Raw genomic sequence first — 23,785 nt, forward strand, 5'->3', positions numbered from 1 at the left:
ACGCACAATAGCGTAGTCATCTACTTGATGGCACATCAGAGCGATCTGGCACTTGCAGCGAAAGACATCCCCTACAAGCATTGAGGATTAATCCTACAAAAAACCTCTAGTCTGATGGCGCAATTGAAAAAAACATTCTCGACCCTCTCCTTTAGCCGAAAAAAATTGTCGCGGAGTGTTTAAAAAAAACACCCATGCATCCTGAATTAAACTGACTTAAACACTTCAAACACTCAAACCGCCCGAATACGCCTTATAGTCCACCCTCTGATTACCACTTGCACCGACGACAAAGAACCCAGAGCAACTTCAGCACTCACAGACAAAAAAACAACAAAAATTATCAGCAGTGATTTTATTTGCTATAAACACCCACACAACAAACAACCTCAACCAACCCTATCTCATTTCAAAAAAACCAACGAACAATTAGCATGCTAAAACTAAAGAACAAAGTTACCAATCCGATGACAGTCATCGCTATATTTGCGGTTATATCCGAAACTTCCGCAGCTATTTCCCTGCCCTTTCTTGCCAACAAGGAACGGGAAATCTATGTCTGGTTTCTGATCAGCTTTCCGTTTTACCTGTTGTTTCTATTCTTTATCACTCTGAACTTCAATTATCGATCCCTGTATGCGCCCTCTGATTTCGACAAGGACAAAAACTTCCTAAGGGCCGGAAAAGACGACAAACGCCATCCCGGCAATCCATCGTCACCCACCGATAAAGCATCGCAAGGCGACTCAATGTGCCAGTCCATAAACCTGCAAGCCGACGGCCATAGTGATGACATGCGGCGTCCTCACAATGTGCCCGACCCTCCAGAATCCGGCACCCTGGCCCATGCCGTCCTTCAACACTTTGTCCACCTGCCCGCTTCAAAGGGCGAGTTGCTTTTTATCGACGGACGCCAGATAAAGCTCAAGAGCGAGCTTTCCGAGATACTGACGGGCGCCGGCCCCCTGCATAAGAGCGCAACGCGGGTCATTGTGTTGCTGTCCTGCCACACGTCGAACGAGTTGCTCAAACGTCATGTGGCCCGGCAGCTCAAACCAGCCGGAAAAGGCACGATCACAACGATCTGTATTGTTTACAACGTGTGTTCGCAAGAACTGACGATACTGCGAAGACGCTGACGCCAACCTGTATCCGTGAGAAGAACGATTGAAAAGCGTTAAGCGGGATCAGCAAAACAACTCAAAAAAAATGGCGGCCTGTTCGAAAACAGTGCCGCCATTTCTTTATGCGCCTGATGGACTCAGAACAACTTGCGGCCCTTGTTGGCAGCAATGCGCATGCGCAGCGCGTTGAGCTTGATGAAGCCCGCCGCGTCGGCCTGGTTGTAAGCACCGCCGTCTTCTTCGAAGGTCGCGATGTTGGCATCGAACAGCGAATCGTCGGACTTGCGGCCGGTCACGATCACGTTGCCCTTGTACAGCTTCAGGCGAACCACACCGTTCACGTTGACCTGCGAAGCGTCGATCATCTGTTGCAGCATCAGACGCTCCGGGCTCCACCAGTAGCCGGTGTAGATCAGACTGGCGTACTTCGGCATCAGCTCGTCTTTGAGGTGAGCGACTTCGCGATCCAGGGTGATCGATTCGATAGCGCGGTGAGCGCGCAGCATGATGGTGCCGCCCGGGGTTTCGTAGCAACCACGGGACTTCATGCCCACGTAACGGTTTTCGACGATGTCGAGACGGCCGATACCGTGAGCACCACCGATCTTGTTCAGCGTTGCCAGTACGGTGGCCGGGGTCATTTCGACGCCGTCCAGTGCAACGATGTCGCCGTTGCGGTAGGTCAGTTCCAGGTACTGCGGGGTGTCGGGAGCCTTCTCCGGGGAGACGGTCCAGCGCCACATGTCTTCTTCGTGCTCGGTCCAGGTGTCTTCCAGCACGCCGCCTTCATAGGAGATGTGCAGCAGGTTGGCATCCATCGAGTACGGAGATTTTTTCTTGCCATGACGCTCGATCGGGATCGCGTGCTTCTCGGCATAGTCCATCAGCTTCTCGCGGGACAGCAGGTCCCACTCGCGCCATGGCGCAATCACTTTCACGCCTGGCTTGAGTGCGTAGGCGCCCAGCTCGAAACGCACCTGGTCGTTGCCCTTGCCGGTGGCACCATGGGAAATGGCGTCGGCGCCGGTTTCGTTGGCGATTTCGATCAGGCGTTTGGCGATCAGCGGACGTGCGATGGAAGTACCCAGCAGGTACTCACCTTCGTAAACGGTGTTGGCGCGGAACATCGGGAACACGAAATCGCGCACGAACTCTTCGCGCAGGTCATCGATGTAGATTTCTTTGACGCCCATGGCCTGAGCCTTGGCGCGAGCCGGCTCGACCTCTTCGCCCTGACCCAGGTCAGCGGTGAAGGTCACCACTTCACAGTTATAAGTATCCTGCAGCCACTTGAGGATCACCGAAGTGTCCAGGCCGCCGGAATACGCCAGAACGACCTTGTTTACGTCCGCCATGCCATCACTCCACGGGGTTCTACGGAAAGCCGAGGAGTCTACCGCTCAAATGCGATAATTTACAGAGGCGCGACAGCTTAAGACGACAAAGCGACAGAATCTGTCGAGAGCGCGACGATGACCGGCGAGTCAGGAAGTTGCCGCAGCGTTGGCAGGTGTACTGGCTTGCGGCGCTGGTGCAGTGGTCGGCGCCACCCGTGCCAGCTTCACGCTGACCCGGCGATTCTTCGCCCGGTTGGCCGCGCTGGTGTTCGGTACCAGCGGGTATTGCTCGCCATGGAAACGCACAGTGATCTGCGATTCGGCAATGCCATTGGCCTTGAAGAAGTCGACCACTGCCAGCGCGCGACGGCGCGACAGCTCCCGATTGGTCAGACGGTTGCCGCTGTTGTCGGAGTGGCCATCGAGTTCGATGTGATTGACCGTCGGATCGGCCTTCATGTACTCGAGCATCACTTGCAGTTTGGCCTTGGCGTCGGCATCCAGGTCGGTACCTTCGCCAGGGAAGCCGATCTGCGACTGTTTCACCTGATCGAAATTCTGCGGCAGCAATTTTGCCACACACGTCTGGTACTCGTTGAAAGCCTTGCTGAACTTGACCGGCAGCAGGCGCACTTCAGACACCCGGCCATCGCCGGAAGCACGGCGCACCACCGGACTGCGACCGTCGAGCAAACCGCTGATCAATCCACCGGCCTGCGATTGCGAACTGTTGAACAGCACGTTGCCGGTGCCGATCCTGACGCTGCCCAGGTTGATGTCGTTGCGCCCCGGCTGCCACGGCGCTGCCGCCGCAAGCAAGGTCGCCGAACCACCGCCGAGCATGGCGTTGTAGGCATTCAGGCGGAAAATCGCCTGCTCGCCGGCCTTGCGCACGAACTGGCCCGAGCCGAAATCGGTGATCGGCTGGGTCAGGCGGCACTCGAACTTGTCGCCCTCGACCGTCCACTCAATGTTCTCCAGACGTGTCTGGTAGGTGAGCGCCATCGCGGGGAGGCTGGCAAACACACTGAGCAAGGCTAAATATCGCTGGCGCACGGGAGGCTCCATTGGCTTCTGTAACACAAAGACCGATTCACACTATGTTTACGGCATACCTACGGGATATCGGAAGGTTCCTGCAAAACTTGATAGCGAGTGCCTGCAAGAGTCTTTTCCGGTAGCATTCCCCTCAGTTTGACCCGCCTGGAATCCCCTCATGTCCGACCGCCTGACCCTGCTGCGTCCCGACGACTGGCACATTCATCTTCGCGATGGTGCCGTGTTGACCAATACCGTTGCCGATGTTGCGCGCACCTTTGGCCGCGCCATCATCATGCCCAACCTGGTACCACCGGTGCGCAACGCCGCTGAAGCCGACGGCTATCGCCAGCGGATTCTCGCTGCCCGCCCGGCCGGCAGTCGCTTCGAACCGCTGATGGTGCTGTACCTCACCGACCGCACCCAGCCCGAAGAAATTCGTGAGGCCAAGGCCAGCGGTTTCGTGCACGCCGCCAAACTGTACCCGGCCGGCGCCACCACCAACTCCGATTCCGGGGTGACCAGCATCGACAAGATCTTCCCGGCGCTGGAAGCCATGGCCGAAGTCGGCATGCCGCTGCTGATCCACGGCGAAGTCACCCGTGGCGATGTCGATGTCTTCGACCGCGAAAAGATTTTCATCGATGAGCACATGCGCCGTGTGGTCGAGCGTTTCCCGACGCTCAAAGTGGTGTTCGAACACATCACCACCGGCGACGCCGTGCAGTTCGTCAACGAGGCTTCGGCCAACGTCGGCGCAACCATCACCGCGCATCACCTGCTGTACAACCGCAACCACATGCTGGTGGGCGGGATCCGGCCGCACTTCTACTGCCTGCCGATCCTCAAGCGTAATACCCATCAGGAAGCCCTGCTCGACGCCGCCACCAGCGGCAGTGCGAAGTTCTTCCTCGGCACCGACTCGGCGCCGCACGCCCAGCACGCCAAGGAAGCCGCCTGCGGCTGCGCCGGCTGCTACACCGCGTACGCCGCCATCGAGCTGTATGCCGAAGCCTTCGAACAGCGCAATGCGCTGGACAAGCTCGAAGCGTTCGCCAGCCTCAACGGGCCGCGCTTCTACGGTCTGCCGGCCAACACCGATCGCATCACCCTGGTTCGCGAAGAATGGACCGCCCCGACCAGCCTGCCCTTCGGCGAGCTGAACGTTATCCCGCTGCGCGCCGGTGAAAAACTGCGCTGGCGCCTGCTGGAGGAACACGCGTGAGTGAAGACCATTTCGACGACGAACTGGACGGTCAAGGTGGTGGCGGCGGTTCCCGTCATCCAATGGCAGCGCGTTTTCGCGGCTATTTGCCGGTTGTCGTCGACGTAGAGACCGGTGGCTTCAATTCGGCCACCGACGCTCTGCTGGAGATTGCCGCGACCACCATCGCCATGGATGAAAAGGGTTTCGTTTACCCGGACCACACCTACTTCTTCCGCGTTGAGCCGTTCGAAGGCGCCAACATCGAAGCGGCAGCCCTGGAATTCACCGGGATCAAGCTCGATCACCCGCTGCGCATGGCCGTCAGCGAAGAAACCGCGCTGACCGACATCTTCCGCGGCATCCGCAAGGCGCTGAAGGCCAACGGCTGCAAACGGGCGATTCTGGTCGGCCACAACAGCAGCTTCGACCTCGGCTTCCTGAATGCCGCCGTGGCGCGACTGGACATGAAGCGCAACCCGTTTCATCCGTTCTCCAGCTTCGACACCGCGACGCTGGCTGGCCTGGCGTACGGTCAAACCGTGCTGGCCAAGGCCTGTCAGGCAGCCGACATCGACTTCGATGGCCGTGAAGCGCACTCGGCGCGTTACGACACCGAGAAGACTGCCGAGCTGTTCTGTGGGATCGTCAACCGCTGGAAACAGATGGGCGGCTGGGAAGACTTCGACGACTGATCCTCGTCGGGTATTTTCCGCGCATGAAAAAACCGGCCACGTGGGCCGGTTTTTTTGTGCCTCGACGATGCGCCTTACAGGGCAGCAGCGTTCTCGGTCAGGTAAGCCGCAACGCCTTCTGGCGAAGCGTTCATGCCTTTGTCGCCTTTCTTCCAGTTGGCAGGGCAGACTTCGCCGTGCTCTTCGTGGAATTGCAGAGCGTCGACCAGACGGATCAGCTCTTCCATGTTACGGCCCAGCGGCAGGTCGTTGATGATCTGCGAGCGGACAACGCCCTTGTCGTCGATCAGGAACGCGCCACGGAAAGCCACGCCGCCTTCGGACTCAACGTCGTAGGCCTTGGCGATTTCGTGCTTCATGTCGGCAGCCATGGTGTATTTCACCTGGCCGATACCGCCGTTGTTGACCGGGGTGTTGCGCCAGGCGTTGTGGGTGAAGTGCGAGTCGATCGACACAGCGACCACTTCCACGTTGCGCGCCTTGAAGTCGGCCATGCGGTTGTCCAGAGCGATCAGCTCGGACGGGCAGACGAAGGTGAAGTCCAGTGGGTAGAAGAACACCAGGCCGTATTTGCCTTTGATGGCCGAGGACAGGGTGAAGCTGTCAACGATCTCGCCATTGCCGAGGACGGCCGGGACGGTGAAGTCAGGGGCTTGTTTGCCTACGAGTACGCTCATGGATATCTCCTGGTGAATAACTTGAAGTTCAGGGTCCGGGCCAGCCTGCCACCCTGAGGCGACAGCCCTGTGACACGAACCCTCTTCGCAAGGGCCGACCATCATACACTGCGTTTTTCGCCTGTCCTTAACGGTTTTTTGCCCGGGGCGGATAACGAGGCCGCATTTTCGGGGCCAGGCAAATCGCCATTAATCACCGTTCGTCAGTCGCCAGCGTTTCTATCGAAAACCATTCAGAAAGCACTTTGACAATCATTCTCGTTAACATTAAGATCCATCGCAATTGAGTCACAACCAGCGACGGTTCTCACTTATGTATGTTTGTCTCTGCACTGGCGTCACCGACGGACAGATCCGCGAAGCGATCTATGAAGGTTGCTGCAGCTATAAAGAAGTTCGCCAGGCCACCGGCGTCGCCAGCCAATGCGGCAAATGTGCGTGTCTTGCCAAGGAAGTGGTTCGCGAAACCCTGACCAAGCTGCAAACCGCTCAGGCTGCGATCCCCTACCCTGTAGAATTTACAGCGGCGTAATCACCCCCCTATTTCAAAAAACCGGACATATGTCCGGTTTTTTTATGCCTGCAAATCAAGCGGTTAGGCGCTAGACGCGGAACACAAACATTCTTATTCAGATTTAATTTCATTTATTATTCAATAACTTAGGTTTGACACTTATAAATACCAAGCTCAAACTCCGCCCTATATACAGCTAATACAGGGCAGGACTCCCATCATGAAAGGCGACATTACAGTCATCCAGCATCTCAACAAAATCCTTGCCAATGAACTGGTCGCGATCAATCAGTACTTCCTGCATGCACGCATGTATGAAGATTGGGGCCTGAACAAGCTGGGCAAGCACGAGTACCACGAATCCATCGACGAGATGAAGCACGCGGACAAGCTGATCAAGCGCATCCTGTTCCTCGAAGGCCTGCCGAACGTGCAGGACCTGGGCAAGCTGCACATCGGCGAGCACACTCAGGAAATGCTGGAGTGCGACCTGCGTATTGAAAAAACCGGCCACGCCGACCTGAAAGCCGCCATCGCGCATTGCGAATCCGTTGGCGACTTCGGCAGCCGTGAACTGCTCGAAGACATTCTTGAATCCGAAGAAGAACATATCGACTGGCTGGAAACCCAACTGGGCCTGATCGATAAAGTCGGTCTTGAGAACTACCTGCAATCGCAGATGGGCGAAGAGTAGGAGCTGCCGCAGGCTGCGATCTTTTCAGATTGCACCCGCAACTCGCAGTAACTTTTCGAACGCACTAAAAAGCCCCGCCCTCTTTCGAGGTGCGGGGCTTTTTATTGGCTGCAGATCAAGAGATCGCAGCCTCGTTTCACTCGACAGCTCCTACAGGAGCAACCAGCGCCGAGTGAAGCCTGGATCAGGCTTCGGACTTGTTCGCAGCAGCCGCTTCGACAGCCGCCTTGATGGTGCTTTGCAGCGAACCGTCAGCAGCCATCTCGGTCATGATGTCGCTACCGCCGACCAGCTCACCACCGACCCACAGTTGCGGGAAAGTCGGCCAGTTGGCGTACTTCGGCAGGTTGGCGCGGATTTCCGGGTTCTGCAGGATGTCCACGTACGCAAACTTTTCGCCACACGCCATCACAGCCTGCGCAGCTTTCGCGGAGAAGCCGCACTGCGGGGCATTCGGCGAGCCTTTCATGTAAAGCAGAATGGTGTTGTTGGCAATCTGCTCTTTAATCGTTTCGATGATATCCATGGAGCACCTCGGCTGAACTTTCCGACTCATGGGTCGGCACGGTGGCGCATTGTAACGGAATCCCGAGCGCGCTGCTCGGTCTCCCCGACAGACATGCTCAAGCCGCCGCCACCGTCACCGGCACGCCATTGAGCGCCGCGTTGCCCGACAACTCGTCGAGCTGGCATTCATCGGTGAGGTCGTTGGCACTCGACCCGGGCTGGCCGCTGGCAATCGTCATCTGCACCCCCGGCCGCGCATGTCCCCAGCCGTGCGGCAGGCTAACCACGCCCTTCATCATGTCCAGGCTGCCGAGCACTTCGACCTCGATCTGCCCGACCCGCGAACTGACGCGAACCAACTGCCCATCGCTGAGCCCGCGACTGGCGAGATCATCCGGGTGCATCAGCAACTGGTGCCGTGGTTTGCCCTTCACCAGACGATGGTAGTTATGCATCCAGGAGTTGTTGCTGCGCACATGCCGACGGCCAATCATCAACAGCTCATCGGCGGCGGGCGCCTGCAAGGCAGCGAAACGTGCGAGGTCAGCGAGAATCTCTGGCGGAGCGGCCTGCACATGCTGATTGGGCGTTTTCAGGCGCGATGCCAGATTTGGCTTCAACGCGCCAAGATCGATGCCGTGAGGATGATCAAACAGTGTCGCCAACGAGAGTTTCTGCTCGCAGGCATCGCCATACAGGCCCATGCGCAGGCCCATGTCGATCATCTTCGCCGGCGGCATGGTCGGTTTCAGCTCCTTGCCGGTTTTTTCGGCAAAGGCCTTGGCCAGGCCGACGAAGATCTCCCAGTCGTGCAACGCGCCTTCGGGCTTGGCGAGAATCGCCCGGTTGAAGCGAGTGACGTTGCGCACCGCGAACAGGTTGAACGTGGTGTCGTAGTGATCGTTCTCCAGCGCCGAGGTCGATGGCAGGATCAGGTCGGCATAACGCGTGGTTTCGTTGATGTACAGGTCAATGCTGACCATGAACTCCAGCCCATCCAGCGCCTGCTCCAGTTGCCGGCCGTTCGGCGTCGACAACACCGGATTGCCGGCCACGGTGATCAGCGCGCGAATCTGCCCTTCGCCTTCGGTGAGCATCTCTTCGGCCAGCGCCGACACCGGCAATTCGCCGCCGTATTCGGGCCGCCCGGACACCCGGCTCTGCCACTTGTTGAAATGCCCGCCCGAGGTCGATGCCACCAGATCCACCGCCGGTTCGGTGCACAACGCACCGCCGACCCGGTCAAGATTGCCGGTGACCAGGTTGATCAACTGCACCACCCAATGGCACAAAGTGCCGAATGCCTGAGTGGAAACGCCCATGCGCCCGTAGCACACCGCGCTCGGCGCTGCGGCGAAATCCCGCGCCAGTTGGCGGATCTGCTCGGCCGGCACGGCGCACAACGGGCTCATGGCCTCGGCGGTGAACGTTGCAACCGCCGCGCGCACTTCATCGAGGCCTTCGACCGGCAAATGACTGTCGCGCGTCAACCCTTCGCTGAACAGCGTATTGAGCATCCCGAACAGCAGCGCCGCATCGCCGCCCGGGCGTACGAACACGTGCTGATCGGCGATGGCAGCGGTTTCGCTGCGACGCGGATCGACCACCACCACTTTGCCGCCGCGCGCCTGAATCGCCTTCAGGCGTTTCTCGACATCGGGCACGGTCATGATGCTGCCGTTGGAGGCCAGCGGGTTGCCGCCTAGAATCAACATGAAATCGGTGTGATCGATGTCCGGGATCGGCAGCAGCAAACCGTGGCCGTACATCAGGTAACTGCTCAGGTGATGCGGCAACTGATCGACCGAGGTCGCGGAGAAGCGATTGCGCGTCTTCAGCAAGCCGAGAAAGTAGTTGCTGTGAGTCATCAGCCCGTAGTTGTGCACGCTCGGGTTGCCCTGATAGACCGCCACCGCGTTCTGCCCGTGACGCTCCTGAATCGCCGCCAGACGCTCGGCCACCAGCGCAAAGGCCTCGTCCCACTCGATCGGCAGCCATTCGCTGCCAACCCGGCGCATCGGCTGGCGCAGGCGGTCCGGATCATTCTGGATGTCTTGCAGGGCCACGGCCTTGGGGCAGATGTGTCCACGACTGAAGGTATCGAGGGCATCGCCCTTGATCGAGGTGATCGCAACGTTGCCATCGGTTTCGGTGGTCTCGATGGTCAGGCCGCAGATGGCTTCGCACAGGTGGCAGGCACGGTGGTGGAGAGTCTTGGTCATGGCCAGTCTCTGTCTTGTTCTGGGCAGGCAACGGTGATGCCTGCGGGAACAAAACTATGGCCCGTGTGCGCAAGCGACGCCAGCGACGTTCGTCTTGTGAATCGACGGCTATCAGGCGAGCCGATAGCCCGTCAGGGTCAGTTGGGCGGTAGTTGGGGCGGCGCCTGCAACTGGATTTCCTGAATGGTTTCGATCTGCTCCTGGGCGATGTGCACGCCGGTGAGTTCGCCGATCAGCCGCCAGTGCTCGTCGAGCCCGGCACTGATGGTCGCCATGCGATCGATCATGTGGCGACCGGCGGTCTTGACCACTTCGTCTTCGCTACGCAACAGCTCGAAAGACATCGAAGTCACCGACGCGGTGAGATGGGTCAGTGAGCGAGCCGTGTGGCCCAGCAATTCCATTAACAGTTTTTCTTTCGATTCCATGCGGAGGCTTCCTGCGTCGCTCGAAACTTATTTATAACCCAGCACTTTGCTTTAGCAAATGTTTCAGCCTGAGCATCCGACCAAGCGAAACCGCAACCACGCAGTCTTGAACCGACCCGCGTGCCACTCTCCCCGCCACGCCGGATTGCCAAGCCCGCCAGAGCCAGTGTACAAAGAGGCTCGCTGCTGTCCCGAACCCGGCTTCAAACGCGTGACTGCCACTGGCGGTTCGTCCTCCGAATTCTGCAAAAACCGTAGCCTATTGGAAAAACGCGACATTTAGTGTCAATATCGCGCCTTCCCCTATTTCGTCGCCCCGTGCGGCTTACGCCGCAGGTCTCGCCCGTTGTTCCGTTAAACAAGGCTTTGAGCATCTGCGGTTTGTAGCAAAAAAGGTAGTCAATGATGAGCGCAAGGCACTTTCTCTCCCTGATGGATTGCACGCCCGAAGAGCTGGTCAGCGTGATCCGTCGAGGCGTTGAGCTCAAGGACCTGCGTAACCGCGGCGTACTGTTCGAGCCTCTGAAAAACCGCGTCCTGGGGATGATCTTCGAGAAATCCTCGACCCGTACCCGGATCTCCTTCGAGGCCGGCATGATCCAGCTCGGTGGCCAGGCGATCTTCCTGTCGCCGCGTGACACCCAACTGGGCCGTGGCGAGCCGATCGGCGACTGCGCCATCGTCATGTCGAGCATGCTCGATGCGGTGATGATCCGTACCTTTGCCCACAGCACCCTGACCGAATTCGCCGCCAACTCGCGCGTACCGGTGATCAACGGCCTGTCCGACGACCTGCACCCGTGCCAGTTGCTCGCCGACATGCAGACGTTCCTTGAGCACCGTGGTTCGATCCAGGGCAAGACCGTGGCCTGGATCGGCGACGGCAACAACATGTGCAACAGCTATATAGAAGCGGCGATCCAGTTCGACTTCCAGTTGCGCGTTGCCTGCCCGCAAGGCTACGAGCCAAACCCTGAATTCGTGGCCAAGGCCGGCGATCGCGTGACCATCGTCCGCGATCCGCAGGACGCCGTGCGCGGCGCGCATCTGGTGAGCACCGACGTCTGGACCTCGATGGGCCAGGAAGAAGAAACCGCCAAACGCCTGAAACTGTTCGCGCCATTCCAGGTGACCCGCGCCCTGCTCGACCTGGCGGCCGAGGACGTGCTGTTCATGCATTGCCTGCCTGCCCACCGCGGCGAAGAAATCAGCCTCGACCTGCTTGATGACCCGCGCTCCGTCGCCTGGGATCAGGCAGAAAACCGTCTCCACGCACAGAAGGCCCTGCTCGAGTTCCTCGTCGAACCGGCATATCACCACGCATGAGCCATGAATTACTGCTGAACCTGCGCAACCTCGCTTGCGGCTACCAAGATCAACGCGTGGTGCAGAACCTCAATCTGCACCTCAACGCCGGTGACATCGGCTGCCTGCTCGGTTCGTCCGGCTGCGGCAAGACCACCACTTTGCGCGCCATCGCCGGTTTCGAACCGGTGCACGAAGGGGAAATCACCCTGGGTGGCGAAACAATCTCCAGCGCCGGTTTCACCCTGGCCCCGGAGAAACGCCGGATCGGCATGGTGTTCCAGGACTACGCGCTGTTCCCGCATTTGAGCGTCGCGGACAACATCGCCTTCGGTATCCGCAAGCATCCGAACAAGGAGCGTGTCACCGAAGAGCTGCTCGAACTGGTCAACCTGAAGAACCTCGGCAAGCGCTTTCCGCACGAACTGTCCGGCGGCCAGCAACAGCGTGTCGCCCTCGCCCGCGCCCTGGCGCCGGAGCCGCAATTGCTGCTGCTCGATGAGCCGTTCTCCAACCTCGACGGCGAGCTGCGCCGCAAGCTCAGCCACGAAGTCCGAGACATTCTCAAGGCCCGTGGCACCAGTGCGATTCTGGTGACCCACGACCAGGAAGAAGCCTTCGCCGTGAGCGATCACGTCGGTGTGTTCAAGGAGGGCCGGCTGGAGCAGTGGGACACGCCTTACAACCTCTACCACGAGCCGGCGACGCCGTTTGTCGCCAGTTTCATCGGGCAGGGCTATTTCATTCGCGGCCAGCTCGGCAGCCCGGAATCGGTGCAGACCGAACTCGGCGAACTGCGCGGCAACCGGGCCTACACCTGGCCGGTGGGCGGTGCGGTGGATGTGCTGCTACGTCCGGATGACATCGTTTATGCGCCGGACAGTGCGCTGAAAGCGCGGATCGTCGGTAAAACCTTCCTCGGCGCCTCGACCCTGTATCGCCTGCAACTGCCGACCGGGGCGCAGCTGGAATCGATCTTCCCGAGCCATGCCGATCATCAGGTGGGGGCGGAAGTAGGCATTCGAGTGGCGGCAGAGCATCTGGTGTTGTTCCAGGCTTCGGGCAGCACCGCCGCACAAATCCCGGCTGTGGAAAACGGCGTGCGTCGCTACAGCGCAGCCCTCTAAGATCAAAAGATCGCAGCCTGCGGCAGCTCCTACATTAATCCCTGTAGGAGCTGCCGCAGGCTGCGATCTTTTGATTAAGCCAGCAGCAACTTACCGCTGGCAACCAGCGTCGCATTCCCGCCAATCTTCACCCGCTCGCCTTCCAGCCGACAGAACAGTTCCCCGCCCCGCGCCGAACGCTGATACGCCGTCAGGCTCGATTTGCCCAGACGCTTGGACCAGTACGGAATCAGGCTGCAATGGGTCGAGCCGGTCACCGGGTCTTCGTTGATACCGATCGCCGGTGCGAAGTAGCGCGAGACGAAATCATGCTGATTGCCGCGCGCCGTCACGATAGCGCCGAGCCACGGCAGTTTGGCCAGCGCGACCATGTCCGGTGTGCAGTCGAGCACCGCCTGCTCCGACTCCAGCACCACGAACAACTCGTTGGAACCCAGCACATCCACTGCCTCGACGCCCAACGCGCGCTCGACATCCAGCGTCACGCCAATCTCTGACGGCATGATCGACGGGAAGTCCAGCCACAGACGATCGCCCTCACGGCTGACGCTCAGCGGCCCGGACTTGCAGATGAAGTCCAGACGCTCGGCGTTTTCCTTGTAGACCTCGAACAACACATAGGCGCTGGCCAGCGTCGCATGCCCGCACAACGGCACTTCGGTGGTCGGGGTGAACCAGCGGATATGCCACACCGCGCCTTCGCGCACCACGAAGGCGGTTTCCGCCAGGTTGTGTTCGGCGGCGATCTTCTGCATCAGCTCGTCCGCGAGCCATGCATCGAGCCGATAAACCATCGCCGGGTTACCACTGAACGGCCGATCACTGAACGCGTCAACCTGATGAAACTCGAGCTGCATAACCTTCTCCCTAAGTCAGTGGGCAAAGCATGCAGCCACGCTGCGATCAGCGCCAGTGACAGAACCGGGCGATTTTCTTCATACAGAGCGCAGCGTTATGCGCGACCGATGTCGGCGAATTTGGCCTGGGTGTGTTCGGCCAGCACGGCCGGCGCCAGTTCGACTTCCAGCCCACGCCGGCCGGCACTGACATAAATGGTGGCAAAACCCTGGGCGGAATTATCGATGAAGGTGCGCAGGCGTTTCTTCTGCCCCAGCGGGCTGATACCGCCCAACAGATAACCGGTGGAACGCTGCGCAGCGGCCGGGTCAGCCATTTCGACTTTTTTCACCCCTGCCGCGTGAGCCAGGCCCTTGAGGTCAAGGCTTCCGACGACCGGTACTACGGCCACCAGCAATTCACCTTTTTCGCTGGCAGCGAGCAGCGTCTTGAACACCTGTGCCGGCTGCAGCGCCAGTTTTTCCGCAGCCTCCAGCCCATAGGAGGCGGCCTTGGGGTCATGTTCGTAACTGTGCACGCGATGTTCGGCACGAACTTTTTTCAACAAGTCCAACGCAGGGGTCATGGCAGCTCCAGGCTCGGCATCAACAGGAAAATCCTGCGCCGAATTCTAGGCCATCGCCTCGCAAAAGGCTCTACCGCAAGCCCCGATTCCCGGGCTTTGCAGGCAAACCGCAGGGTTATTGTCGCGGTCATCCGCTGAATCATTCAGCCGACTGATAGTTGAATTGTGACCGATGGTTCACTTTCGACCTTTGACAGGTTTGTTTCTTGTCTATATTTTTTCGAATCTGAATAATGTAAGAATTATGTTCACCGCAGCACCCAGCAGTAAACCGGGAACAGGATGGGGATCCTGCCCCGGGGAAAATCGCGCTCTGCCCTGACGGCAAACGCGCCAGACAACAACAAAAATCGAGGTTTTCAATGACAACTGCTTTACAGCAACCATCGCTTTCGAGCCAATGCATGGCCGAGTTTCTGGGGACTGCACTGCTGATCTTTTTCGGCACCGGCTGTGTCGCCGCGCTCAAAGTCGCGGGCGCCAGCTTCGGGTTGTGGGAAATCAGCATCATCTGGGGCGTCGGCGTGAGCATGGCGATCTACTTGACCGCCGGAGTCTCCGGCGCGCATCTGAACCCCGCGGTGAGCATTGCCCTGAGCATTTTCGCCGACTTCGAAAAGCGCAAACTGCCGTTCTACATTCTTTCGCAGATCGCCGGCGCGTTCTGCGGCGCGCTGTTGGTTTACACGCTGTACAGCAACCTGTTCTTCGATTACGAACAAACTCACCACATGGTGCGTGGCACGACCGCCAGCCTCGAACTGGCCTCGGTGTTCTCGACGTTCCCGAACCCAGTGCTGTCCACCGCCCAGGCGTTCCTGGTCGAGATGATCATCACCGCGATCCTGATGGGCGTGATCATGTCCCTGACCGACGACAACAACGGCCTGCCGAAAGGCCCTCTGGCGCCGCTGCTGATCGGCTTGCTGATCGCCGTGATCGGCAGCTCGATGGGCCCGCTGACCGGTTTTGCGATGAACCCGGCCCGTGACTTCGGTCCGAAACTGATGACTTTCTTCGCCGGCTGGGGTGAAATTTCCTTCACTGGCGGTCGCGATATTCCGTACTTCCTGATTCCGATTTTTGCACCGATTGTCGGTGCCTGCCTCGGCGCTGCCGGGTATCGCGGGCTCATCGCCCGTCACCTGACCGGCGCCACACCTGCTACAAAGGATGCAGAACCGGCCATTGACGGCAAACCAAGAACCTCTTGAAACAGTCGGCGCGGGTTCCTGCCCTTTCGAACCCGCGCCATGGCCCACTCTCCCTTATTTCGTCCAAGGCAATCGACATGACCGACATTCAGAATAAGAACTACATCATTGCCCTCGATCAGGGTACGACCAGCTCCCGCGCGATCATTTTCGACCGCGACGCGAACGTGGTCTGCACCGCCCAGCGCGAATTCGCTCAGCACTACCCGCAAGCCGGCTGGGTCGAACACGATCCGATGGAAATCTTCGCCACCCAGAGCGCGGTGATGGTTGAAGCACTGGCCCAGGCCGGTCTGCATCACGACCAGGTGGCCGCCATCGGCATCACCAACCAGCGTGAAACCACCGTGGTCTGGGACAAGACCACCGGCCGCCCGGTGTACAACGCCATCGTCTGGCAGTGCCGCCGCAGCACCGAGATCTGCCAGCAGCTCAAGCGCGATGGCCACGAAGACTACATCCGCGACAACACTGGCCTGGTCACCGACCCGTACTTCTCCGGCACCAAACTGAAGTGGATCCTCGACAACGTCGAAGGCAGCCGCGAGCGTGCGCGCAACGGCGAACTGCTGTTCGGCACCGTCGATAGCTGGCTGATCTGGAAATTCACCGGCGGCAAGGTGCACGTCACCGACTACACCAACGCCTCGCGTACCATGCTCTTCAACATTCACTCACTGGAGTGGGATTCGAAGATGCTGGAGATCCTCGACATCCCCCGCGAAATGCTCCCGGAAGTGAAAGCTTCTTCGGAGATCTACGGTCGCACCAAGAGCGGCATCGCCATCGGCGGGATCGCCGGCGACCAGCAAGCGGCGCTGTTCGGCCAGATGTGCGTCGAGCCGGGCCAGGCGAAAAACACCTACGGCACCGGCTGCTTCCTGCTGATGAACACTGGCGACAAAGCGGTGAAATCGCAACACGGCATGCTCACCACCATCGCTTGCGGCCCGCGTGGCGAAGTCGCTTATGCGCTGGAAGGCGCGGTGTTCAACGGCGGTTCGACCGTGCAGTGGCTGCGTGATGAACTGAAGATCATCAACGACGCCCACGACACCGAATACTTCGCCAATAAAGTGAAGGACAGCAACGGTGTGTACCTGGTGCCGGCCTTCACCGGTCTGGGTGCTCCGTACTGGGACCCGTATGCCCGTGGCGCACTGTTCGGCCTGACCCGCGGTGTACGCGTGGACCACATCATCCGTGCCGCGCTGGAATCGATCGCCTACCAGACCCGTGACGTCCTCGACGCCATGCAACAGGACTCCGGCGAACGCCTCAAGGCCCTGCGCGTGGACGGCGGCGCGGTAGCGAACAACTTCCTGATGCAGTTCCAGGCCGACATCCTCGGCACCCAGGTCGAGCGCCCGCAAATGCGCGAAACCACGGCACTGGGTGCGGCGTACCTGGCCGGTCTGGCGTGCGGTTTCTGGGGCAGTCTGGACGAACTACGCGGCAAGGCCGTGATCGAGCGCGAGTTCGAACCGAGCCTGGACGAAGTCGAGAAAGAAAAACTCTACAAAGGCTGGAAAAAAGCCGTCAGCCGCACCCGAGACTGGGCGCGTGAGGACGCTGAATAAGCCAACCTGAGTACTGACTAAAGCTGTCCAAACAGCGTGAAAGCGTAGCGAGCGAAGGCAAGACAAGGCAAAAACAGGCGAGGACCGGCTGGGGTCGCACTCGACTTTACGGGTTTGTAAATGAGCAGTCCGAGCCTGTTTTTAACGCAGGATTGCTTGCGTAACGCCGAAGGCGCCCAGCACGAAGTAGCTTTCACGTTGTTTGGAAACTGGTCGGGAGGAGATTCCTGCGTCATCATGGGCAAATTTTGCACGGCAGCCCAAAGGAAGCCCCATGAATCTGCCTCCCCGTCAGCAGCAAATCCTCGAGCTGGTCCGCGAACGCGGCTATGTGAGCATCGAGGAAATGGCTACGCTGTTCGTTGTCACCCCGCAAACCATCCGCCGCGACATCAATCAGCTCGCGGAAGCCAATCTGTTGCGTCGCTACCATGGCGGCGCGGCCTACGATTCCAGCGTCGAAAACACCGCTTATGCGATGCGCGCCGACCAGATGCGCGATGAAAAACAACGCATCGGTGAAGCCATCGCCGCGCAGATCCCCGATCACGCCTCGCTGTTCATCAACATCGGCACCACCACCGAATCGATTGCCCGCGCCCTGCTCAACCACAACCATCTGAAGATCATCACCAACAACCTGCACGTCGCCTCGATGCTCAGTGCCAAGGATGATTTCGATGTGCTGTTGACCGGCGGCAATGTGCGCCGTGATGGCGGTGTGGTCGGCCAGGCAAGTGTGGATTTCATCAATCAGTTCAAGGTTGATTTTGCGCTGGTAGGCATCAGCGGCATCGACGAAGACGGCAGCCTGCTCGACTTCGATTATCAGGAAGTGCGGGTTTCCCAGGCGATCATCGCCAATGCGCGACAGGTGATCCTGGCGGCGGACTCCAGCAAGTTCGGGCGCAATGCGATGATTCGCCTCGGCCCGATCAGCCTGATCGATTGCCTGGTCACCGACCAGCAGCCGGTGCCGGCATTGGCGCAGTTGTTGAGCCAGCACAAGATTCGTCTGGAAGTCGTTTAAACCTTTCCATCAGCTCCCTCTCCCCACGTGGCGAGGGAGCTTGCTCCCGCTGGGCTGCGAAGCGGCTCCAACACCATTCAACCCTGCTCATCCAGATACTCTTCTGTGCATTCACGACGGCTACGCCGCCGAGCGGGGGCAAGCTCCCTCGCCACAAAAAGCATCTCCCCGCCTCAGAATGTTCGAAAATTTTCTTTTAACCGCCCTTCGATGAGTTTTTTCAATCGAAGTCGACTGGCTGTGCGCGTCTTTATGGGCTACCATTTTCGCAAATGAACATTTATGTTCGATTTCCAAGACAGAAAATCAAAAGAGCCCGAGGCCAGCCGATGTCCACATCTACCTTGCGTACGCCCCCGATCGCCGAGATCTACGATGTTGCCGTGATTGGCGGCGGGATCAATGGAGTGGGGATCGCAGCGGATGCCGCCGGTCGCGGTCTCTCGGTGTTCCTTTGCGAAAAGGATGACCTGGCCAGCCACACCTCGTCGGCCAGCAGCAAGCTGATCCACGGTGGCCTGCGCTACCTCGAACATTACGAATTCCGTCTGGTACGTGAGGCACTGGCCGAGCGCGAAGTGCTGCTGGCAAAGGCCCCGCACATCGTCAAGCCGATGCGCTTCGTGCTGCCGCACCGTCCGCATCTGCGTCCGGCGTGGATGATCCGCGCGGGCCTGTTCCTTTATGACAACCTCGGCAAGCGCGAAAAACTGCCGGGGTCGAAAAGCCTGAAGTTCGGTGCCGACAGCGCGCTGAAAAGCGAAATCACCAAAGGCTTCGAATACTCCGATTGCTGGGTCGATGACGCCCGTCTCGTGGTACTGAATGCCATGGCCGCCCGGGAACAAGGCGCCCATGTGCACACCCAGACCCGCTGCGTCAGCGCCCGCCGCGCCAAGGGCCTGTGGCACCTGAACCTGGAGCGTGCCGACGGCAGCCTGTTTTCGATCACCGCCAAAGCACTGGTGAACGCCGCAGGCCCATGGGTCGCCAAGTTCATCCGTGACGATCTGAAAATGGAATCGCCTTATGGCATTCGCCTGATTCAGGGCAGCCACATCATCGTGCCGAAACTGTACGAAGGTGAGCATGCGCACATCCTGCAAAACGAAGATCAGCGCATCGTCTTCACTATTCCGTACCTGAACCACTTCACCCTGATCGGCACCACCGACCGTGAATACACCGGCGACCCGGCCAAAGTGGCGATCACCGACGGCGAAACCGATTACTTGCTCAAAGTGGTCAATGCCCACTTCAAGAAGCAGATCAGCCGCGACGATATTCAGCACAGCTACTCGGGCGTGCGTCCGCTGTGCAATGACGAATCCGACAACCCTTCGGCCGTGACCCGCGACTACACCCTGGCGCTGTCCGGCAGCGCGGAAGAAGCGCCGCTGCTGTCGGTGTTCGGCGGCAAGCTGACCACCTACCGCAAACTGGCCGAGTCGGCGATGGCCCAGTTGATGCCGTATTTCACCCAGATGCGCCCGAGCTGGACCGCCACCGCCACCCTGCCCGGCGGTGAAGACATGACCACCCCGCAGGCCTTGAGCGCGCAGATTCGCGACAAGTTCGACTTCGTGCCGACCGAGATCGCCCGCCGTTGGTCCACCACCTACGGCAGCCGCACCTGGCGCATGCTCGAAGGCGTGGAAACCCTGGCGGACATGGGCGAACACCTCGGCGGCGGGCTCTACACCCGTGAAGTCGATTACCTGTGCAGCGAAGAATGGGCCACCACTGCGCACGACATCCTGTGGCGTCGCAGCAAGCTGGGCCTGTTCACCACCCCGGCCGAGCAAGAGAAACTGGCGGCATACCTGGGCAAGGTCGAGCAGAATCGCAAGATTGAAGCGGCCTGACCTGACAGCCGATTGATAAAAAGCCCCTGGATCTCACGATTCAGGGGCTTTTTCGTATGCAAGACAAACGGCTATCCCCTGTAGGTGTGAGCCTGCTCGCGATAGCACCCGCTCAGGCAAATCATTTGTGACTGATGCATTGCAATCGCGAGCGGGCTCACTCCTACAGGTCATCAGTAGCCGCAGGAACCATGTTCGGATTTCCGAACGCGACCTTACGGTCGATTCGGTAAACCGGATCAGATCAGCCAAAAATCACCGACACAAAACTTTAATACCTCGCTAAATCAACCAGTTAACCACCGGCCACTGGTCTGGCACGACTCATGCTCTACACTCTCTCGACGAATGCCTGCCGTGCCAACACTTCAGGAGCCTTCAGGCATTCGAAGCACAAAAGGGCCGACGAACTGGCTCCATAAAAAAAACAATTCGAGGAAAATTTGATGCGCATCGTTCCCCATATCCTGGGCGCAGCCATTGCGGCCGCTCTGATCAGCACGCCAGTTTTCGCCGCCGAACTCACCGGCACCCTGAAGAAAATCAACGACTCGGGCACCATCACGCTCGCTCACCGCGACAGCTCCATCCCGTTTTCCTACATCGCGGATGCTTCCGGCAAACCCGTGGGCTACTCCCACGACATTCAGATGGCCATCGTTGAAGCCCTGAAAAAAGACCTGAACAAGCCAGACCTGCAAGTCAAATACAACCTGGTGACCTCGCAAACCCGTATCCCGCTGATCCAGAACGGCACCGCGGATATCGAGTGCGGCTCCACCACTAACAACGCTGAACGCGCCCAGCAAGTCGACTTCACCGTCAACATCTTCGAAATCGGCACCCGTCTGCTGGTCAAGAAAGACAAGGATGGCAAGCCGTCCTACGCTGACTTTGCCGACCTGAAAGGCAAAAACGTCGTGACCACCGCTGGCACCACATCCGAGCGCATCATCAAAGCGATGAACGCCGACAAGCAAATGGGCATGAACATCATCTCCGCCAAAGACCACGGCGAATCCTTCAACATGCTGGAAAGCGGCCGCGCCGTTGCCTTCATGATGGACGACGCCCTGCTCGCTGGCGAAGAAGCCAAGGCCAAGAAGCCAGCTGACTGGATCATCACCGGTACTCCACAGTCCTTCGAAGCCTACGCGTGCATGGTTCGCAAAGACGATCCGGCCTTCAAGAAGGCTGTCGATGCCGCCATCGTCGGCCTGTACAAGTCCGGCGAGATCAACAAGATCTACAGCAAGTGGTTCGAAAGCGCGATCCCGCCAAAAGGCCTGAACCTCAACTTCCCGATGAGCGACAAGGTCAAGGAATTGATCGCCAACCCGAGCGACAAGCCGGCGCCTGACGTAAAAATCTGATTCCTGACTAACCTTATCGCCTGAGGGAGCCACCTTCCCTCAGGCGTCTGTTACTACCTGCTGGCCTTACTGTGGAACACTCGACCTGGCGGTTTCCGAGCCGATCGCGTGTGCCCGGCGTTCAACGTCGGATGGGAAAGGATCTTTCCCAAGCGGGTGCTTGTACATCGATCGATTTCGAGGGGAGACCCTAATGAATTACAACTGGGACTGGGGCGTGTTCTTCAAGTCCACCGGCGTTGGCAGCGAGACGTATCTCGACTGGTACATCGCCGGCCTGGGCTGGACCATCGCCATCGCTGTCGTGGCGTGGATTATCGCCTTGCTGCTGGGCTCCATTCTGGGGGTCATGCGCACCGTGCCGAACCGCCTCGTATCGGGCATCGCGACCTGCTACGTCGAACTGTTTCGTAACGTGCCGCTGCTGGTTCAGCTGTTCATCTGGTACTTCCTGGTGCCCGACCTGCTGCCGCAAAACCTGCAGGACTGGTACAAGCAGGACCTCAACCCGACCACCTCGGCCTACCTGAGCGTTGTCGTGTGCCTGGGCCTGTTCACCGCCGCCCGTGTGTGCGAGCAAGTGCGTACCGGCATCCAGGCGCTGCCGCGCGGCCAGGAATCCGCCGCCCGCGCCATGGGCTTCAAGCTGCCGCAGATCTACTGGAACGTGCTGCTGCCCCAGGCATACCGCATCATCATTCCGCCGCTGACCTCGGAATTCCTCAACGTCTTCAAGAACTCCTCCGTGGCGTCCCTGATCGGCCTGATGGAACTGCTGGCGCAAACCAAACAGACCGCCGAATTCTCCGCCAACCTGTTTGAAGCGTTCACCCTGGCCACGCTGATCTACTTCACCCTGAACATGAGCCTGATGTTGCTGATGCGCATGGTCGAGAAGAAAGTCGCGGTGCCCGGCCTGATCTCCGTGGGGGGTAAATAATGGACTTCGATTTCAGCGGCATCATCCCCGCCATCCCAGGCCTGTGGAACGGCATGGTCATGACCCTGCAGTTGATGGTCATGGGCGTGATCGGCGGCATCGTGCTCGGCACGATCCTCGCTCTGATGCGCCTGTCGTCCAGCAAACTGCTGTCGCGTGTGGCCGGCGCCTATGTGAACTACTTCCGTTCGATCCCGCTGCTGCTGGTGATCACCTGGTTCTACCTGGCGGTGCCGTTCGTGCTGCGCTGGATCACCGGCGAAGACACCCCGATCGGTGCGTTCACCTCCTGCGTCGTGGCCTTCATGATGTTCGAAGCCGCGTACTTCTGTGAAATCGTCCGGGCCGGCGTGCAGTCGATCCCCAAAGGCCAGATGGCCGCCGCGCAGGCGATGGGCATGACCTATGGCCAGACCATGCGCCTGATCATCCTGCCCCAGGCGTTCCGCAAGATGACCCCGTTGCTGCTGCAACAGTCGATCATCCTGTTCCAGGACACCTCGCTGGTCTACACCGTGGGCCTGGTGGACTTCCTCAACTCCGCCCGCTCCAGCGGCGACATCATTGGTCGTTCCAACGAGTTCCTGATCTTCGCCGGTGTCGTCTACTTCATCATCAGCTTTTCCGCCTCGCTGCTGGTCAAGCGTCTGCAAAAAAGGTTCGCCGTATGATCTCTATCAAAAACATCAACAAGTGGTATGGGGACTTCCAGGTGCTGACTGATTGCAGCACCGAGGTCAAAAAAGGTGAAGTGATCGTGGTCTGCGGCCCTTCGGGCTCGGGCAAGTCGACTCTGATCAAGTGCGTCAACGCGCTGGAGCCGTTCCAGAAAGGCGACATCGTCGTCGACGGCACTTCGATTGCCGACTCCAAGACCAACCTGCCGAAACTGCGCTCGCGCGTCGGCATGGTGTTCCAGCATTTCGAGCTGTTCCCGCACCTGACCATCACCGAAAACCTGACCATCGCGCAGATCAAGGTGCTCGGTCGCAGCAAGGAAGAAGCGACCAAGAAAGGTCTGCAACTGCTGGAGCGCGTCGGTCTGTCGGCGCACGCCCACAAGCACCCGGGGCAACTGTCCGGTGGTCAGCAACAGCGTGTGGCGATTGCCCGTGCGCTGGCGATGGACCCGATCGTCATGCTGTTCGACGAGCCGACCTCGGCGCTCGACCCGGAAATGGTCAATGAAGTGCTCGACGTGATGGTGCAACTGGCCCAGGAAGGCATGACCATGATGTGCGTGACCCACGAAATGGGCTTCGCCCGCAAAGTGGCCGACCGCGTGATCTTCATGGACGCGGGCAAGATCATCGAAGACTGCCCGAAAGAGGAGTTCTTCGGCGACATCAGCGCCCGCTCCGAACGCGCGCAGCACTTCCTCGAGAAAATCCTGCAGCACTAAAAGCAACACCGCCGCTCTCTCTGTAGGAGCTGCCGCAGGCTGCGATCTTTTGCCTTTAAACAGCAAGATCAAAAGATCGCAGCCTG

At 59.2% G+C, this 23,785-nt stretch carries 23 protein-coding genes; 15 read left to right on the forward strand and 8 right to left on the reverse strand.

Annotated features, from left to right (window positions below; all coding sequences use genetic code 11):
• The first annotated feature begins 434 nt into the window (after positions 1-434).
• On the forward strand, positions 435-1,139 hold the full coding sequence (locus NN484_RS15600; RefSeq protein WP_274657446.1) for a hypothetical protein: 705 nt from the start codon (positions 435-437) through the stop codon (positions 1,137-1,139).
• A gap of 122 nt (positions 1,140-1,261) precedes the next feature.
• On the opposite strand, the gene NN484_RS15605 is transcribed toward NN484_RS15600, so the two are convergent.
• A complete protein-coding gene (locus NN484_RS15605; protein WP_027612065.1) occupies positions 1,262-2,479 on the reverse strand; it encodes an argininosuccinate synthase in 1,218 nt (405 codons plus the stop codon).
• A gap of 129 nt (positions 2,480-2,608) precedes the next feature.
• Positions 2,609-3,517, reverse strand: a complete 909-nt coding sequence (locus tag NN484_RS15610; RefSeq protein WP_274657447.1) for a flagellar protein MotY — start codon at positions 3,515-3,517, stop codon at positions 2,609-2,611.
• Between the two features lie 160 nt (positions 3,518-3,677).
• On the opposite strand from NN484_RS15610, the gene pyrC reads away from it, so the two are divergent.
• Positions 3,678-4,724 (forward strand): dihydroorotase, encoded by a 1,047-nt coding sequence (pyrC, locus tag NN484_RS15615; protein WP_047296199.1) that lies wholly within the window; start codon positions 3,678-3,680, stop codon positions 4,722-4,724.
• Positions 4,721-5,398, forward strand: coding sequence for a ribonuclease T (gene rnt, locus NN484_RS15620; protein ID WP_007963973.1), 678 nt, complete (start codon positions 4,721-4,723; stop codon positions 5,396-5,398). Before pyrC ends, rnt begins: the two co-directional genes overlap by 4 nt.
• Before the next feature lie 74 nt (positions 5,399-5,472).
• Here the strand turns inward: rnt and NN484_RS15625 are convergent, their stop codons facing one another.
• Positions 5,473-6,075, reverse strand: a complete 603-nt coding sequence (locus tag NN484_RS15625; RefSeq protein ID WP_007963972.1) for a peroxiredoxin — start codon at positions 6,073-6,075, stop codon at positions 5,473-5,475.
• A 313-nt stretch (positions 6,076-6,388) separates the two neighbouring features.
• Between NN484_RS15625 and NN484_RS15630 the strand changes: the two genes are divergently transcribed.
• Positions 6,389-6,607: a bacterioferritin-associated ferredoxin gene (locus tag NN484_RS15630; RefSeq protein WP_003227725.1), complete on the forward strand. Its 219-nt coding sequence runs from the start codon at positions 6,389-6,391 to the stop codon at positions 6,605-6,607.
• A 202-nt stretch (positions 6,608-6,809) separates the two neighbouring features.
• Entirely contained in the window at positions 6,810-7,283 is a 474-nt protein-coding gene (bfr, locus tag NN484_RS15635) for a bacterioferritin (protein WP_003227727.1), read from the forward strand.
• A 184-nt stretch (positions 7,284-7,467) separates the two neighbouring features.
• On the opposite strand, the gene grxD is transcribed toward bfr, so the two are convergent.
• From grxD to NN484_RS15650, 3 genes are all read right to left on the reverse strand, one after another.
• On the reverse strand, positions 7,468-7,809 hold the full coding sequence (gene grxD / locus NN484_RS15640; RefSeq protein ID WP_016773402.1) for a Grx4 family monothiol glutaredoxin: 342 nt from the start codon (positions 7,807-7,809) through the stop codon (positions 7,468-7,470).
• Positions 7,810-7,906: 97 nt separating this feature from the next.
• Positions 7,907-10,012, reverse strand: coding sequence for a molybdopterin oxidoreductase family protein (locus NN484_RS15645; protein WP_215502279.1), 2,106 nt, complete (start codon positions 10,010-10,012; stop codon positions 7,907-7,909).
• Positions 10,013-10,149: 137 nt separating this feature from the next.
• The gene (locus NN484_RS15650; RefSeq protein ID WP_127648284.1) at positions 10,150-10,440 is read right to left on the reverse strand and encodes a hypothetical protein; all 291 of its coding nucleotides are present in this window, start codon (positions 10,438-10,440) and stop codon (positions 10,150-10,152) included.
• A gap of 405 nt (positions 10,441-10,845) precedes the next feature.
• Between NN484_RS15650 and argF the strand changes: the two genes are divergently transcribed.
• Both argF and NN484_RS15660 read left to right on the forward strand, forming a co-directional pair.
• Positions 10,846-11,766: an ornithine carbamoyltransferase gene (argF, locus tag NN484_RS15655; RefSeq protein ID WP_127648282.1), complete on the forward strand. Its 921-nt coding sequence runs from the start codon at positions 10,846-10,848 to the stop codon at positions 11,764-11,766.
• Positions 11,763-12,872 carry an ABC transporter ATP-binding protein gene (locus NN484_RS15660; protein ID WP_127648281.1) on the forward strand — a complete coding sequence of 370 codons (1,110 nt, stop codon included), beginning with the start codon at positions 11,763-11,765 and terminating at the stop codon, positions 12,870-12,872. Before argF ends, NN484_RS15660 begins: the two co-directional genes overlap by 4 nt.
• A 74-nt stretch (positions 12,873-12,946) precedes the next feature.
• Here NN484_RS15660 and NN484_RS15665 read toward each other — a convergent pair whose 3' ends face one another.
• Complete coding sequence (locus tag NN484_RS15665; RefSeq protein ID WP_127648280.1) at positions 12,947-13,729, reverse strand: PhzF family phenazine biosynthesis protein; 783 nt, start codon at positions 13,727-13,729, stop codon at positions 12,947-12,949.
• A gap of 95 nt (positions 13,730-13,824) precedes the next feature.
• On the reverse strand, positions 13,825-14,295 hold the full coding sequence (gene ybaK, locus NN484_RS15670) for a Cys-tRNA(Pro) deacylase (RefSeq protein WP_274657448.1): 471 nt from the start codon (positions 14,293-14,295) through the stop codon (positions 13,825-13,827).
• Positions 14,296-14,657: 362 nt separating this feature from the next.
• Here ybaK and NN484_RS15675 point away from each other — a divergent pair, with 362 nt between their 5' ends.
• From NN484_RS15675 to NN484_RS15710, 8 genes are all read left to right on the forward strand, one after another.
• Positions 14,658-15,509, forward strand: a complete 852-nt coding sequence (locus tag NN484_RS15675; protein WP_127648278.1) for an MIP/aquaporin family protein — start codon at positions 14,658-14,660, stop codon at positions 15,507-15,509.
• A 77-nt stretch (positions 15,510-15,586) separates the two neighbouring features.
• Positions 15,587-17,089 (forward strand): glycerol kinase GlpK, encoded by a 1,503-nt coding sequence (gene glpK, locus NN484_RS15680; RefSeq protein ID WP_016986644.1) that lies wholly within the window; start codon positions 15,587-15,589, stop codon positions 17,087-17,089.
• 274 nt (positions 17,090-17,363) lie between these two features.
• Positions 17,364-18,119, forward strand: coding sequence for a DeoR/GlpR family transcriptional regulator (locus tag NN484_RS15685; protein WP_007916700.1), 756 nt, complete (start codon positions 17,364-17,366; stop codon positions 18,117-18,119).
• 329 nt (positions 18,120-18,448) lie between these two features.
• Entirely contained in the window at positions 18,449-19,984 is a 1,536-nt protein-coding gene (glpD, locus tag NN484_RS15690) for a glycerol-3-phosphate dehydrogenase (protein WP_215502283.1), read from the forward strand.
• A 446-nt stretch (positions 19,985-20,430) separates the two neighbouring features.
• A complete protein-coding gene (locus tag NN484_RS15695; RefSeq protein ID WP_215502284.1) occupies positions 20,431-21,357 on the forward strand; it encodes a glutamate/aspartate ABC transporter substrate-binding protein in 927 nt (308 codons plus the stop codon).
• Positions 21,358-21,550: 193 nt separating this feature from the next.
• Entirely contained in the window at positions 21,551-22,297 is a 747-nt protein-coding gene (locus NN484_RS15700; protein WP_007963952.1) for an amino acid ABC transporter permease, read from the forward strand.
• A complete protein-coding gene (locus NN484_RS15705; RefSeq protein WP_007963949.1) occupies positions 22,297-22,968 on the forward strand; it encodes an amino acid ABC transporter permease in 672 nt (223 codons plus the stop codon). Before NN484_RS15700 ends, NN484_RS15705 begins: the two co-directional genes overlap by 1 nt.
• Positions 22,965-23,699, forward strand: coding sequence for an amino acid ABC transporter ATP-binding protein (locus NN484_RS15710; RefSeq protein WP_095136942.1), 735 nt, complete (start codon positions 22,965-22,967; stop codon positions 23,697-23,699). The genes NN484_RS15705 and NN484_RS15710 overlap by 4 nt, the downstream gene beginning before the upstream one ends.
• Positions 23,700-23,785 lie beyond the last annotated feature (86 nt).

Origin of the sequence: Pseudomonas serboccidentalis (assembly GCF_028830055.1) — a bacterium.
Lineage (GTDB): Bacteria > Pseudomonadota > Gammaproteobacteria > Pseudomonadales > Pseudomonadaceae > Aquipseudomonas > Aquipseudomonas serboccidentalis.